Source organism: Kitasatospora sp. NPDC059747, from assembly GCF_042732955.1.
GTDB lineage: Bacteria > Actinomycetota > Actinomycetes > Streptomycetales > Streptomycetaceae > Kitasatospora.
The window spans coordinates 69,614-84,075 of sequence record NZ_JBHWGV010000016.1; the positions used below are offsets into that span (position 1 = coordinate 69,614).

A 14,462-nucleotide genomic window follows, 5' to 3' on the forward strand; every position below is an offset into this window, starting at 1 on the left:
CCGCGGGGCGGTGGCCGTGACCGGTGGGTCCCGCCGGGACGCGCCCGGGGCTTCCCCCCGGCATGCCGCCCGAGGCGTCCCCCGGACCCATTCGTGAAGGGGACGGGCTTCCGCCTTACCGTGGTGCCCGGTGGGGCGTCACGCTGTCACCGCGTCACTGGACCGTCCAGGCCTGGTTGGACTGGTTCAGGGGCATCCACTGGTCGACGGCGGCTCCGTTGGTCGTCGATCCGCTGCTCACCTCCAGGACCTGCCGGCTCTCGTAGTTGCGGATGAGGTAGCCGCCGCCGGTCGGCTCGAAGTACCAGAGCTGGTTGTTGCCGCCGCCGTACGTGTACTGCTGGAGCGTGGTCCCCCTCCAGTGGCTGCCCGCGTTGATGTCGAGGACCTTGCCGCTGTTCCGGTTCACGATCTCGAAGAGCTGGCCGCTGACCGGTACGAAGCTCCACTGCTGGTTGGCGCCGCCGGTGCTCGGCCACTGGGCGACGGCCCCGCCGTCGGCGGTGGACCAGCCGCTCACGTCCAGCACCTGGCCGCTGTTGACGTTCTTGATCGTGTAGAACGCCGACGGGCTGACGGTCGGCGTGCCGGTCGACGCGGCGGGTGACCCGCTCGCCTGCTGCACGCTGAAGTCCGTGATGAAGAAGTACCCGCCGTCGGTCTTGGCGACCCGCACGTAGCGGAACGCCTGGCGGACGTCGATGTCGCCGGTGAGCGTCGAGGCGAACGGCAGGGTGGACGTCTGGCGGCCCAGGACGGTGTAGCTGCCGAAGTTCGGGTCGTTGGAACCCCGGACCTCGAAGTTGCCGCGGGTGGCCGCCTGGTCCACGTCCTGGCGGGTGGTCAGCGAGAACTGGCCGAGCTGGTAGGCCTGGCCCAGGTCGACCTGCCACCAGGCCGAGGTGTCGCCGCCGGTCGGCGACCAGCCGGTCGAGCCATTGTTGTCGACGGCCTTCGAGGGCTCCCAGCCGGTGCCGAAGACCGAGGAGGAGGACGTCGACTTGTTGAAGGCGAGGTTGGGCAGCAGGGTCATCCACTGGTAGCCGGATTCGAGACCGGAGGCCTTGATCACCGCGTCGCCGGACGTCGTGTTGTTGGTGAGGGTGACGTTGGAGCCGTTGCGGTTCTGGTTGATGAACCCGTCGGTGTGCGACAACACGTTGTTCGAGACGGTCATGTTGTCCGACCCCTCGTCCAGGTAGAGGCCGTGCACGGGCGAGCCGCAGGCCGCGGGGCCGCGGACCACGTCGTGGATGTAGTTGCCGTTGACGACCGTGCCGGGGTCGTTCGACAGGTGGTAGATGCCGGCGGAGTCGCACAGCCGGTTCATCACGTTGCCGATCCGGTTGAAGCTGATGCTGTTGTTGCCTTCGGCGTTGGCCGCCGACTGCCAGCCCCAGCCGAGCGAGATGCCGGCCCACGGAGTGTCGGAGATGTCGTTGTGGTCGATGGTGGTGCTGTTGACGAAGCCGGCGTTGATGCCCGCGGTTCCGAGGTAGTCCTCACCGATCCGGGTGATCAGGTTGTCCTTGACGGTGACGTTCTTGACCACCTCCCGGGCGTCCTCACCGGCCGGCGTGGCCGGCGGGTTGTAGATGGAGTGGTACTCCACGGTCGGGTCGGAGAACTTGCCGACCATGATCCCGTTGCCGGCGATGTCGTAGACGTAGTTGCCGGTCGCGCTGCTGTCGTGGACGCCGTGGGAGAGGTCGAGGGCGGTGGAGCCCATCTGCTTGAAGGTGTTGTAGGTGAAGGAGACCCGGTCGGCGTCCGCGGCCTGGACGCCGGCCGGCGGACGGCCGACGTACTGGTTGTTGGAGGTGTCGGCCGAGATGTTGTAGTTGCCGCCCTGGGCGTTGAGGTAGCCGTTGGTGGTGGCTTCCATCCAGGTGGTCTGGGCGAAGGTGATCCCGGAGAAGCGCAGGTCGTGGGCGGGAGCGTCGAGGCTGGTGCCCTTGATGTCGAAGAGCGTCTGGAGCGTGGGCGCCTGCACGGTGGCCGAGGACATGTCCTCGCCGGGGCGGGGCTTGTAGTAGACGGTCTGCGTGGCCGTGTCGACGTAGAACTCGCCCGGCTCGTTGAGGAACTCGTGGGCGTTCTCGAAGTGCAGCGGGGAGCCGTTGGCGAGCTGCGGCCACGGGCGCTGGAACAGGATGCCCGCCTCGTGGTCCTGGATGGAGATGTTGGCGGTGCCATTGGCGGAGCTGATCGACTTCAGCCGCAGGTAGCTCTCGCCCCATTGCGTCTCCAGCACCATCTCGACCTGGTTGGGATTGGCCCAGGTGGAGACCTGCGAGCTGAGCACCTTCAACAGCTTGTTGGCGCTGTCGCTGCCCTGCAGTTGGAAGTCGGAGCCGATGTCCGGATAGCGGGCCCGGGTGGCGCGGACCCCGTTGACGTACAGCTGGCGGAAGTTGAGCGCGCCCACGGACGCCTTGTACTCGCCGTTGGCGGCCGGGGCCCAGCCGGTGACCGCCGTGCCGCCGGTGATCACGGGCGTCTCACCGTTGTACGCCTGGTAGACGACCGTGTGCCCGTTGGTGCCCGAGTCCGCGGTGCCGAAGGTGACCGGGGCGGTGAGGGGGTAGGTGCCTCCGCGCAGGTTCACGACGATGTCGTCGGACATGTTCGCGTTAACATTTCGGACCGCCGCCTGGGCGGCCTGGACGGTCTTGAAGGCCGAGGCGGTGCTGGTCCCCGGGTTGCCGTCACTGCCGTTGACCGGGTCGACGTAGAAGTTCGTCGTGGCCGCGTAGGCGGGTTGGGCGGGCAGCGCGGCCGCGAACGCGACGAGTGCCGCCGCGAGGGCCCTGGCCGCCCCGGCGCCGATGCGTAGGGGTCTCATTCTGGGGTGTCCCTCCTGCAAGTCCTGCCTTATGAGTTGCATTTATCGAGGCGGGTCGGCGCCTCTGTCAAGACGATTGACATGCTTATTTTTGCGCCGACGCAACACCGATGACACGCGGATGTATCACGCTCGGCGTCGCGAGAACCCTGTGTTTCGGGGGATTGCGCAGGTGGTGGCAGGGCTGGCGATGTCGGGAGCCGCCCTGCGGGCGCCTGGGCGGGCCCCTCGGCGAAGGCTGCTGCCATCCAAATGAGTCGTACTCATTTGGGGCGCCATATGGCCGTCGATCGCTGCTGACTTTGACGGGCTCGGCGGCCGCCGGCGGCCGTGTCGTCACGTGTGTCCGGGGCCGATGGGAACGGCGGGGGCCTTCGAGCCTTCGCCCGCCCCCGGCCTCGTTCGGCCGGCTCAACTGGCCCTGGCCGCACGGCCGTAGGGGTGGTCGGGCGCCTGCGGGTGACCCGTCGAGGATTTCTGTTATCGTTCACAATCCCGGACGTCTCCTGATGGGAAGCGTCGATGATCGGGAGACACCCCAGTGACTCAGTACCACAGCAATCAGCGTCCGAGCCGCCGCAGCCTGCTGAAGCTCGCCGGTACCGTCGGACTCGCGGCCGGCGCCGCTGCGGTGAGCGGTACGACCCGTGCCGCGGCGGCCCCCGCTCCCGCGTTCGCGCACCCGGGCCTGCTGCACGCGCAGGCGGACCTCGACCGGATAACCGCCAAGGTCAATGCCGATGCCCAGCCGTACCTGGCGGGGTGGCAGCGGCTGACGGCCAACCGGCATGCGCAGAGCGGCTGGAAGGCGAACCCCCAGGCCGTGGTCTACCGGGGAGGCGACGTCTCCCAGAACTTCCCGACCCTCTACAACGACGTCCACGCCGCCTACCAGAACGCCCTGCGCTGGCGCGTCAGTGGCGACCGGGCCCACGGTGATGCCGCCCGGGACATCCTCAACGCCTGGTCGGGCACACTGAAGCAGGTCACCGGCAGCGCCGACCGGTTCCTCGTCGCCGGCATCCAGGGCTACCAGTTCGCCAACGCGGCCGAACTGATGCGCGGCTACCCCGGGTTCGACCTCGACCGGTTCAAGACCATGATGCTCCAGGTCTTCTACCCGGTCTGCGACGACTTCCTCCGTCACCACAACGGCGCGTTCATCACCAACTACTACGCCAGTTGGGACCTGCTCGCCCTCTGCTGCGTCTTCGCCACCGGCGTCCTGTGCGACGACCGGGCCAAGGTCGACCAGGCCGTCGAGTACTACCGGAACGGCGCGGGCAACGGCTCGCTCAAGCACGCCATCCCGTACGTCCACCCCGGCGGCCTGGCCCAGTTCCAGGAGTCCGGCCGCGACCAGGGGCACTGCACACTCTCCGTCGGCCTGATGGGCGCCCTGTGCGAGATGGCCTGGAACCAGGGCATCGACCTCTACGGCGAGGACGACAACCGCTTCCTCAAGGGCGCCGAGTACGTCGCCAAGTACAACCTCGGCGAGGACGTCCCGTTCACCCGCCTCACGTTCCAGCAGGGCGCACCCGGCGTCTGGTCGAAGACGGTGGATGACACCGCGCCCTCCGCCGACGGCCGGGGCGATCTGCGCCCGATCTGGGCGATGATCCAGAACCACTACGTCAACCGCCGCGGCCTCGCCGCGCCCTACAGCACCGCCATGGCGGCGAAGGTCGGGGCCGAGGGCGGCGGTGGCGACTACGGTCCGAACAGTGGCGGCTTCGACCAACTCGGCTTCGGCACGCTGGCGTTCACGCGTGACAACGCCGCGGCGCAGGTGCCACCGTCCGTGCCGGCCGGGTCGGCGGCCGGATCGGCGGCAGGCCCGTCGGCAGGCCCGTCGGCGTCGGCCGGAGCACCGGCCGCAACGCCGGGGGGCGCCGCAGGCACCTCCGCACCGGCTCGGCCGAGCCCGGCCGGGGCTCCGGCCGAGGGCCTCGCCGCCAGTGGCTCCCACGACCTGATCCCGCTCACCGGCGTGGGTCTGCTCGCTGTCGGCGGTGGCGTACTGGCGCTGCGCGCCCGGGCCCGTCGCAAGGGCACACATCGCGCATGACCCTGCGCCGATGGGCGCAGCGTCCGGCGGGGTCCGGGGGGACCCCGACCCTCCGCCACCTTCTTGGTGGCCCCGCAACGGGGCTCCCGGCGAGCAACCTTTCCGCGGGGGCGTGGAGCAGCTGAGTCGGGCGTTCGTCCTGGCCGCGTTCGCCTTCTTCGCCCTGCCGGGCGACGGGACCCTCGACGAGTCCCGGCCGGCCGCGGCAGTCATCAGAAGTTCGGGTCCGCCATCAACACCACGCGGTCCACGGCGGGGTCGAACCCGAGAACCGGGTGTCCGTAGTCGCCCTCGGCCGTCATGGCCACCGGCCTGCCCAGCCGCCGGCCCACCGTGGCCAGCAGCCCGCACAGGACGTCCACCCGGTGTTGGCCCCGCAACTCGCGCAGGTCGACATCGAAGTCGATCCCCTCGGCGGACCACGGGCGGAAGATCGCCAGTACGCCCGGAACCGGCCACACCCGCAGATCGACCGAGTCCGCGCCGGCCGGCCGCGAAAGCACCTCAACGGCAGCAGGAAGCGGTCCGGCGACGCCACCCTCCAGGAACTCCCATGCCCAGCCACTCGATTGGACCAGATCGAACACCGCCTGCCAGTCCTCCACCGACGAGGTGCCCTCCACGAACACATCAGGCAGAGCACCCATCACGGCAGGGTCGAGGAAGTTCCTGACGTCATCCCACGGCAGATCCGGCATCCCGCCATCGTGCCTGGTCACGGCTCCGGACGCAGCCCGATTTCCTTGACGAACCACATGGACGAACCACATAGCGGCACCCCGGGATGCCACGTGCTCCGAAGCGCGCGAAGTTCCTGGTGAGGTGAGGAGTCCCACGGCGCAGGCTGCGGTCTGCCGATGAGTGCGTCTCGTTCACGGGGGCCGGTCTTGCCCCGGCCCCGCCGCCGTATACCTGCCCGTGCCGGCGATGCGCGGCGGCGGTCGGAGCTAGGGATCGACGACCGGTATGTGTCCTCCGGCTCCCGGGCCGCCCAGGGGCTGCCGCCTGCGCACGAGGAGTTGCCGCCTATCCGGAGTCGGGGTGGGGCCGAACCGTGGCCGCCGGTCCGCTGGTGCGCGGAGTATTGACAACTCGCAGCGACTGAAGGAGATTTCACCTGAACATGTCAGGCGGTCCGAGTGTCTTCACTGCCAATTGTTAGCGTTAACGGGCAGGGGCTCGGCCGCCGGGGCACACACCAGCCCGCTGTGCCCGGCAGGGCCGGCTCGGCCGACGTGCACGCTCGCACGACGGTCAGGACGAGGCGCCGGTTTCCGATCGGTGTGCAGGAAATCCCCCACCCAAGGAGAACGATCCGTCATGCCACGGCTCAAGAAGAGGCTCCGGCTCCGCAAGGTCCTGACGGCTGCCGCATGCATGGCCGTCGGCTCGGCCACGGCCGTCGCCGCCAGCCCCGCGGCTCAGGGCGCCGGGGCGACCACGCTGGGTGCGGCGGCGGCCGGCAGCGGCCGCTACTTCGGCACGGCGGTGGCCGCGGGCAGGCTCGGCGACCCGGCGTACTCCACCATCCTCGACCGGGAGTTCAACACGATCACCCCGGAGAACGAGATGAAGTGGGACACCACCGAACCCTTCCGCGGGTCGTTCAACTTCGGCCCCGCCGACTCGATCGTCGGCCACGCCGCCGCGCACGGCCAGAAGATGCGCGGTCACACCCTGGTCTGGCACTCCCAACTGCCCGGCTGGGTCGGCTCCATCAACGACGCCAACACCCTGCGCAGCGTGATGAACAACCACATCACCACCGAGATGAGCCACTACAAGGGCAAGATCTACGCCTGGGACGTGGTCAACGAGGCCTTCGCCGACGACGGCAGCGGCCGGCACCGCGGCTCGGTGTTCCAGAACGTGCTGGGCGACGGCTTCATCGAGGAGGCCTTCCGCACCGCCCGGAACGTCGACCCCTCGGCCAAGCTCTGCTACAACGACTACAGCATCGAGAACTGGTCCGACGCCAAGACCCAGGGCGTCTACGGCATGGTCAGGGACTTCAAGTCCCGCGGCGTGCCGATCGACTGCGTCGGCTTCCAGAGCCACTTCGGTGCCGGCGGCCCTCCGCCGAGTTTCCGGACCACCCTGTCCAACTTCGCCGCGCTCGGCGTGGACGTCCAGATCACCGAACTCGACATCGCCCAGGCGCCCGCCGGCGCATACGCCGACACCGTCCGGGACTGCCTCGGCGTCGCCCGCTGCACGGGCATCACCGTGTGGGGCATCCGCGACAGCGACTCCTGGCGCACCGGCGAGAACCCGCTGCTGTTCGACAACAACGGCAACAAGAAGTCCGCCTACGGTGCGGTGCTCGCCGCCCTGGGCGGCGCCAGCGGCGGCACACCCAGTGGGGGCATCACCTCCGGAGCTGCCTACGGCCTGTCCGACGTGGCCGCCGGACGCGTGCTCGACGAGCCCGCGGGACAGAACGGCAACGGCACCCCCCTCCAGATCTGGGACGCCAACGGCGGCGCCGCCAACCAGCAGTGGCGGGCCGACCAGAACGGCGACGGCTCCTACACCTTCACCAACGTCGCCAGCGGCCGGGTCCTGGACGAGCCGGGCGGCCAGACGGGCAACGGGACGAGGCCGCAGGTGTGGGACGCCAACGGCGGCGCCAACCAGCACTGGAGGGCCGGCCAGAACGGCGACGGCTCCTACACCCTGACCAACGTCGCCAGCGGCCGGGCACTGGAGATCCCCGCCGGTCAGACCGCCAACGGCACCGCCGTCCAGATCTGGGACGCCAACGGCGGCGCGAACCAGCACTGGAACTTCCGGTGATCTGAGCTGCGGGGGCGCGCCCGTGCCACCGCCAGGCCCCTGCACCTCGCCCGCACAGCCGTGTGACAGCTCCATCCGTCGACAAAGGAGGTCCCCATGCGCAGACGAAGGTCCAGCCGCAGGCATCCGTCCGTGGTGCTCACCGCCGTGGTCGCGGCCGTGGCGGCGTTGGCGGCCATGCTCGTCGCCGGCACCGCCCACGCGGCCACCACCGGCGCCTTGCGCGGTGCGGGTTCCGGTCGGTGTCTCGATGTGCAGAACGCGGGCCGGGGCGACGGCACGTCCCTGCAGATCTACGACTGCTCGAACGGGACCAACCAGCTGTGGACGTCGACGTCCGGCAGCCGGCTGACCGTGTACGGCGACAAGTGCCTGGACGTCCCGGGCCACGCCACCACGCCCGGCACCCGGGTGCAGATCTGGGCCTGCACCGGCGCCGCGAACCAACAGTGGCAGGTGAAGGCCGACGGCACGGTGGTCGGAGTGGAGTCCGGGCTGTGCCTGGACGTCACGGGCGCCGGGACGGCCAACGGCACGGCGGTGGAGATCTGGACCTGCAACGGCGGCGGCAACCAGAGCTGGACCGGCCTGTCCGCGTCGACCCCGCCGGGCGGCAACTGCGCCCTGCCGACGACGTACCGCTGGTCGTCGACGGGTGCGTTGGCGCAGCCGGCGAACGGGTGGGCGTCGGTGAAGGACTTCACCGACGTCGTGTACAAGGGCAAGCACCTGGTCTACGCGTCGAACGTGTCGGGTTCGTCGTACGGCTCGATGATGTTCAGTCCGTTAACGAACTGGTCGGACATGGCCTCGGCCGGTCAGATCGGGATGGGCCAGGCCGCGGTGGCTCCCACGCTGTTCTACTTCGCGCCGAAGAACATCTGGGTGCTCGCCTACCAGTGGGGTCCGTGGCCGTTCATCTACCGCACGTCGAGCGACCCGACCGACCCCAACGGCTGGTCGTCGCCCCAGCCGCTCTTCACCGGCAGCATCCCCAACTCCGGCACCGGTCCGATCGATCAGACCCTGATCGCCGACGGCCAGAACATATACCTGTTCTTCGCCGGTGACAACGGCAGCATCTACCGGGCGAGCATGCCGATCGGGAACTTCCCGGGCAACTTCGGATCCTCCTACACGACGGTCATGAGCGACACGCAGAGCAACCTCTTCGAGGCGCCGCAGGTCTACAAGGTCCAGGGCCAGAACCAGTACCTCATGATCGTCGAGGCGATGGGGGCGAACGGGCGCTACTTCCGCTCGTTCACGGCCACCACCCTCAGCGGTTCGTGGACCCCGCAGGCCGCGAGTGAGAACAACCCCTTCGCGGGCAAGGCCAACAGCGGCGCCGGCTGGACCAACGACATCAGCCACGGCGACCTGGTCCGCAACAACCCCGACCAGACCATGACCATCGACCCCTGCAACCTGCAGTTCCTCTACCAGGGCAAGTCCCCCAGCGCGACCGGCCCTTACGACCAGCTCCCGTGGCGCCCGGGCCTTCTCACCCTCCAGCGCTGACCCGCCCGGCTCCGGGGACCCCGGCCGCGAGCCGGCCGGGGTCCTCCCGTTCAGCGACCGGCTCCGCAGGCCCGCAGCGTGGCGGAGAGGGCGGGACGGATCGGGACGAGGAGCTCGACGTTCCGGTCCCGGACGGTGCCCGCCGACTCCGGACCACCGACGCGGGTCGGTTCGTTGGCACAGACCTCGCGATGGGCGGAGGCCAGGTCCCACAGGCCGAGACCGGCGCCGGGTTCGAGCGGTGCGGCGTGGTCGATCATCGTGGAGCGGACCACCAGGACGTCCGTGCCGACGAGGAGCTCCAGCATCCGTGCCTGGGACGGCCACTCGCACAGGCCGGACGTGATGACGTGCCAGAAGCCGCCGCCACCCGAACGCCTCCTGGGCGTCACCGAGTTGAGGTGCCGGTGACCCGCCAGCCAGAGTGCCACGTTGCCGAAGCGGTGCAGGAGCGCCTCGACCTCGCCGCCGAGTACGCGCGGCAGGTCCGCGTCCGGGTGCGCCGCCTCGTCCGGCCGTTCGGTGGTGTTGTCGAACACGCCCAGCCCGTGGTGCGACGCCAGGACGACCACCCGGTCCTGGAAGCCCGTGCGGACCTCGGCGCCGGCCGCGTCCCGGTAGGAGGAGTGCACCTCGATCAGGCACTGCTCCAGCCAGTCGCGCTGGCGCCGTCCGATGCTTCCGGTGACGTGGCCGGCGGGGTTGGTGGTGTCGAGGACGATCACCCGGACTCCGGGGACCTCGTCGTAGCAGTAGTAGGTGCGGCCCTCGGCGAGGTCGGACTCGCCGAACCCGTGTCCGCGGGGTGTGCCGGGGCTGTCCAGGTGCGCCCGGATGTACTCCGTCTTGTCGATGATCCGCCGGTCCGCTCGCGGCCGGATCGTCATCGTCGGTCCGCCGGCCAGCACCGCCGGGTCCATGAGGTAGGCGTCGGCCGGCGCCCGGGGCAGTGCGGCGGGTGCGGCGACCGGCCGTCGGTCGCCGGTGAGCACGCCCTGGAAGCCCGGCGTGACCGGTGCGCGCCCCTGCGCGAGGCAGTCGTGGTTGCCGAAGCAGGCCAGCCAGTCGACGCCGAAGCCCCGGGTGGGGAACGGCTCGGCCGCCGAGGCCAGCAGGCCCGGCCGGTCCGGGAAGCCGTACCTCTGTTTGTACCGGTCACGCGACTTCGGCTCCGGGTTGTAGTAGTCGCCGGACACGGTGTACGACGGGATCGCCGCGGTGTCGCCGCTCCCGCTGACGCCGAATGTCGGGTCCACGCTCCCGCCGCCGTGCATCAGCGTCAGGAACTGACGGAGCTCGTTGCGTTGGGCGTTGTCGGTGTTGTCCCCGGTGGTGAGCACGAACCGGACGGGCGTGCCCGGATCCCTCGCCAACCTCGCCACGGTGCGGGCCATCGCCTCGAACGCGTGGGTGGAGACGATCTCCTGCGGACGGTACGCCGGTACCATCCTGGACCAGCCGCGCCGGGCGGCGTACCGCTGGACGAAGTCGATCCGGCCGGGCGAGGCGATGTCCGCGAGCTGGTAGTCGGTGACGTGCACGAACCGCAGAAGGGAAAGGAGCGGTCCCGTCCGGCGCCCGGTCAGGTCGTCTCGCGTGACGTGCGGTTCACCGGGCGCCGGGGCGAGCCTGCGGTACGCCCGCTCACTGCCGCGGCCGATCACTGCGCCCGGGACGATGGTGGCGTCGAGCGTGGTCACCACGACATCGGGTGTTTCCGGCAAGGGAGTTCGGGCTTCGTGATTGGCCTGGGACTCGCCATAGCGGATGAAGTGCGGGGGCAACTGGGCGTCCTCTGTGCTGGGCGGCGGTGCACCGAAACGTGAGGTGCCCAAGTCAATCCCGATGAAGTTGAACCGTCAAGTAAATGTTAGCGTTAACGCGCACGGTCGCCGCAAGGCCCTCCCTGAGCGCAGGTGCTACGTGGCATGGAAGTGGCGGGCGATGAACTCGTTGCGGAACGTGCCCGCCGGATCGAACTCGCCGAGCAGTGTCCGGAAGTCGTCCCAGCGCGGGTACGACTCCCGGATCACCTCGGGCGTGGTGGTGAAGACCTTGCCCCAGTGCGGCCGGGCGGCGAAGGGGGACAGGGCCTCCTCGACCGTCCTGACCGCCTCCGCCACGGCCGGCGCGTCGGGGTGCCAGGTGAAGTGGTAGGCGACGCAGTCGCGTTCGTACGCGGGGCTGAGCCACAGGGCGTCCGCCGCGACCGTGCGGATCTCGCCGATCTGCAGGGCCGGTGAGATCCGGTCCCTGACGGCGTCCAGCGCGTCGAACGCGGCGACGGCGTCGGTGCGGGCGACGAAGTACTCGGACTGCAGCTCGTCGCCGCTGCTCGGCGTGAAGTCCGGTCGGAAGTGGGGGAGCCGGGCGTGCCACCGGCCCGGCACGCCCAGCTGCGGCGTGCAGGGTTCGGGCGGACACCCCGGCACGGGATGGCGCGGACCGTCGGCGAGCACCGCGCCGAGCCAGGTCCCGGGGGCGTCGGGGCCGCCCCGGCGCTTGAGCCAGATCTGATCGATGCGGTCCGTCCGCCAGCCCGTAAAGAGGCTGACGCTGTACGCCGCCGCCATGATCTCGTCGAACCGCTCGCGCAGCACGGCGGTCGGCAGCCCCTCGTAGACCCACTGCCGGACCTCGAACGCCGGGACCACGTCCAGGGTCAGCCGGGTGACCGCGCCGAGGGCGCCCAGGGCCACGACCGCGCCGAGGAACTCCGCCGCGTCCCGGTCGATCGTCACCAGGGCGCCGTCCGCCGTGACCAGCTCGACGGCTCGGACCGCCGTGGCGAGGCAGCCGTTGGCGACCCCCGAGCCGTGTGTTCCGGTGGCGCACGCGCCGGCGACCGAGATGTGCGGCAGCGACCCGAGGTTGTGCAGCGCGAATCCCGCCCGGTCCAGTACCCCGGCGAGCTCACCGAACCGCATCCCGGCGCTCACCGTGACGGTGCCGGCCCGCTCGTCCAGGTCGACCACCCGGGGCAGGCCGGCGACGGACACCAAGTCGCCCGTGGTGTCGGCGATCGCGTTGAACGAGTGCCCGGTCCCGAGGGTCCGCACCGACCGGCTGCCCGCGACGATCCGCCGCAACTCGTCCACGGAGCGCGGCTCGTGGAACCGCTCGGCGCCGAACCCGATGTTCCCGGCCCAGTTGGTCGCGGCCACGGTCATGGGGGTTGCCTCCTCGGGTCTCGCGAGCGCACAGGTCGTTGGCGTGCCGGTGTGAGCGCGAACAGAGCCGCGCACCGGCGGGCTCGGCAGCGGGGCTCAGCAGCGGGTCAACCGCACCGCGAGGCCGTCGTGGGTGTAGAGCGGCGTCGCCCGGTACCCGTCCGCGTCGACGGTGACGCTGCCGAACCCGCCTTGCAGCGTACGCCCGTTGAGCACCGGCAGCACCACGTCGTCGTCCGGTTCGAGGGAGTCCGGCAGCCGCAGGACGAGCTGCGCGTCACGGCCGAGCGTCACCCGGCCCGCGACCGTCAGGGCCGGGGCGTGGCAGTGGTGGAGCGTCAGCTCCAGGCGCGTGCCGGCGGCCTGCAGGTAGTCGCCGCGCAGCCGGACGGGTCCCTGTTCGACATCCACCCGCAGGGTGCCGCCGCGGACGTGCACGTCGCCGCGCCCCAGGGCGTCGCGAGAGCCGGCCGCGAGGACTCCGGCGGCCACCACGGTGGGGCCCGTGTAACGGTTGGTGCCGGTCAGGGTCAGTGTCCCGGTGCCGCGCTTGGTGAGGCCGCCGGGCCCGCCGATGTTGTTGCGCCAGGAGTCGGCCGCGCAGAACCCGCCGTCGGCGGCGTTCAGCTCCGCGGTCACGTCCCGCTCGAACGAGCCGTAACCGTCGGCCGCGGCGAACAGGTCGAGCCGGCCCCACATCTCCGGTCCGTCCAGCAGGACGTAGCCGGAGGGCAGGGCGGTGGTGCGCAGTACCTCGCGGCGCTGGGCGGCGTCGAGGTAGGGCAGGCGGGTCTCCAGCACGACCTCGGCGCCCTTGGGCACGCTCATCGGGACGTTCGGGCCGCTACGGCGCAGGACGTACGTCAGCCGCGGGGTGACCTGCTCGGCGTTCGCCTCGCGGTCGGCGTACGGGTCCTCGGCCGGATCGGCTCCGTGGGCGAAGGCGTACAGGGTGTCGGGCGTGGTGCCGGTCTTCGACCGGAAGTACGCGGCCGCCTGGCTCCGGGCGGCGGCCTTGAGGGCGGCGTTCCGGGGGTCGGCGAGGGTGGCGGCGGCGAGCGCCGTGGCGAGCGTCCGGCCGCCGATGACGTCGAGGGGGGAGTGCATGCCGGCGGTGATCCGGGTGTGGCTGAGCTCGAACGCCCGGGTGACGAGCTCCTGGAAGCGCTCGGGCACCGCGTACGCGAGGGCCAGCGCGGCCAGGTGGAAGGCGTTGGTGTGACCGCTCACAAAGCCGCCGTCGTCGACCGCGGAGGTGCCGCGCTGGCGCAGCAGTTGCGGGGCGACGACGACGTCCGTGTCGTAGACCGGGTAGCCGAGGGCGTCGGTGGCGCCGGTGTCGACCACTGCGCTGTCCTCGTTCAGGCGCCAGGGACGCGGGTACCGGTACGCGTACTTGGCGGGGTTGCCCGAGGCGTACGGTCCGCGAACCGTGTTGACCAGGGTGACCACCTGCCCTAGCTCCGAGTCGACGGCCCCGGGGCCGAGTGCGGAGCCGGCGGGCGCGTCGGCGGGGACGGCGTCGTCGACCTTCGCGGGCGGGGTGGAGTCGGGTGCCGTGGTGATCGCGGTGACGGCGCGGGCGCCCGTCCGGTACAGGTCGGCGAGCGGGCCGAGGCCGGCGATGACGGCGTAACTCTGGTGCTGGCGGTCGTAGATGAAGGCCTCGCGGGCCTCCGCGTCGGTCCGCTCGGTGGTGACCTGCACGCAGTAGCGCACATTGGCGCGCAGGACGTCGGCGAGCAGCGGCGAGCCGTCGTTCCAGGAAGCGCCGGTGTGCCAGACCCGGTTCATCCCGGTGAGGATGCGTACGGCCGCGTTCCCCTCCGGGGTGAGGTCGGCCATGGTGTTGGTCGCGTAGGAGTCGACGAAGGCGGCGCCCTGGGCGGGGCCGGCCGGCGCGGCGGCGGCCTGCTGTGGGGTGACCAGCAGGCTCAAGGCGGTGGGCCCGGCGAGAATGCCGACCGAGGTGCCGGCGGAGTTCCGCAGGAAGCGGCGGCGGTCCAGGGTGCGGTGATCGTTCACGTTGGTCTTCCTGCGGTGGTGGGCCCGGTGGGCG

8 protein-coding genes are annotated in these 14,462 nt (G+C 70.7%); 3 read left to right on the forward strand and 5 right to left on the reverse strand.

The window, feature by feature from the left end; genetic code table 11:
- Positions 1-154: 154 nt before the first annotated feature.
- Complete coding sequence (locus ACFV4G_RS09920) at positions 155-2,845, reverse strand: RICIN domain-containing protein (RefSeq protein WP_380438400.1); 2,691 nt, start codon at positions 2,843-2,845, stop codon at positions 155-157.
- Positions 2,846-3,386: 541 nt separating this feature from the next.
- On the opposite strand from ACFV4G_RS09920, the gene ACFV4G_RS09925 reads away from it, so the two are divergent.
- A complete protein-coding gene (locus ACFV4G_RS09925) occupies positions 3,387-4,916 on the forward strand; it encodes an alginate lyase family protein (RefSeq protein WP_380438402.1) in 1,530 nt (509 codons plus the stop codon).
- A gap of 212 nt (positions 4,917-5,128) precedes the next feature.
- Here the strand turns inward: ACFV4G_RS09925 and ACFV4G_RS09930 are convergent, their stop codons facing one another.
- The gene (locus ACFV4G_RS09930) at positions 5,129-5,614 is read right to left on the reverse strand and encodes a hypothetical protein (RefSeq protein ID WP_380438404.1); all 486 of its coding nucleotides are present in this window, start codon (positions 5,612-5,614) and stop codon (positions 5,129-5,131) included.
- A gap of 622 nt (positions 5,615-6,236) precedes the next feature.
- On the opposite strand from ACFV4G_RS09930, the gene ACFV4G_RS09935 reads away from it, so the two are divergent.
- Both ACFV4G_RS09935 and ACFV4G_RS09940 read left to right on the forward strand, forming a co-directional pair.
- Positions 6,237-7,712, forward strand: a complete 1,476-nt coding sequence (locus ACFV4G_RS09935; RefSeq protein WP_380438407.1) for an endo-1,4-beta-xylanase — start codon at positions 6,237-6,239, stop codon at positions 7,710-7,712.
- Between the two features lie 96 nt (positions 7,713-7,808).
- Positions 7,809-9,233 (forward strand): non-reducing end alpha-L-arabinofuranosidase family hydrolase, encoded by a 1,425-nt coding sequence (locus ACFV4G_RS09940; protein ID WP_380438409.1) that lies wholly within the window; start codon positions 7,809-7,811, stop codon positions 9,231-9,233.
- A gap of 50 nt (positions 9,234-9,283) precedes the next feature.
- Here the strand turns inward: ACFV4G_RS09940 and ACFV4G_RS09945 are convergent, their stop codons facing one another.
- The 3 genes from ACFV4G_RS09945 to ACFV4G_RS09955 form a co-directional block, all read right to left on the reverse strand.
- Complete coding sequence (locus ACFV4G_RS09945) at positions 9,284-10,933, reverse strand: hypothetical protein (RefSeq protein ID WP_380438411.1); 1,650 nt, start codon at positions 10,931-10,933, stop codon at positions 9,284-9,286.
- 219 nt (positions 10,934-11,152) lie between these two features.
- Positions 11,153-12,403, reverse strand: coding sequence for an FAD-binding protein (locus tag ACFV4G_RS09950; protein ID WP_380438413.1), 1,251 nt, complete (start codon positions 12,401-12,403; stop codon positions 11,153-11,155).
- 96 nt (positions 12,404-12,499) lie between these two features.
- On the reverse strand, positions 12,500-14,428 hold the full coding sequence (locus ACFV4G_RS09955) for a phosphatase PAP2 family protein (RefSeq protein ID WP_380438415.1): 1,929 nt from the start codon (positions 14,426-14,428) through the stop codon (positions 12,500-12,502).
- Positions 14,429-14,462: the final 34 nt, after the last annotated feature.

Bases quoted from the DNA above. Each gene is read 5' to 3' on its own strand.
- ACFV4G_RS09935 (WP_380438407.1), top strand. From the start codon at position 6,237: ATGCCACGGCTCAAGAAGAGGCTCCGGCTCCGCAAGGTCCTGACGGCT.
- ACFV4G_RS09920 (WP_380438400.1), bottom strand. From the start codon at position 2,845: ATGAGACCCCTACGCATCGGCGCCGGGGCGGCCAGGGCCCTCGCGGCG.
- ACFV4G_RS09930 (WP_380438404.1), bottom strand. From the start codon at position 5,614: ATGCCGGATCTGCCGTGGGATGACGTCAGGAACTTCCTCGACCCTGCC.
- ACFV4G_RS09950 (WP_380438413.1), bottom strand. From the start codon at position 12,403: ATGACCGTGGCCGCGACCAACTGGGCCGGGAACATCGGGTTCGGCGCC.
- ACFV4G_RS09940 (WP_380438409.1), top strand. From the start codon at position 7,809: ATGCGCAGACGAAGGTCCAGCCGCAGGCATCCGTCCGTGGTGCTCACC.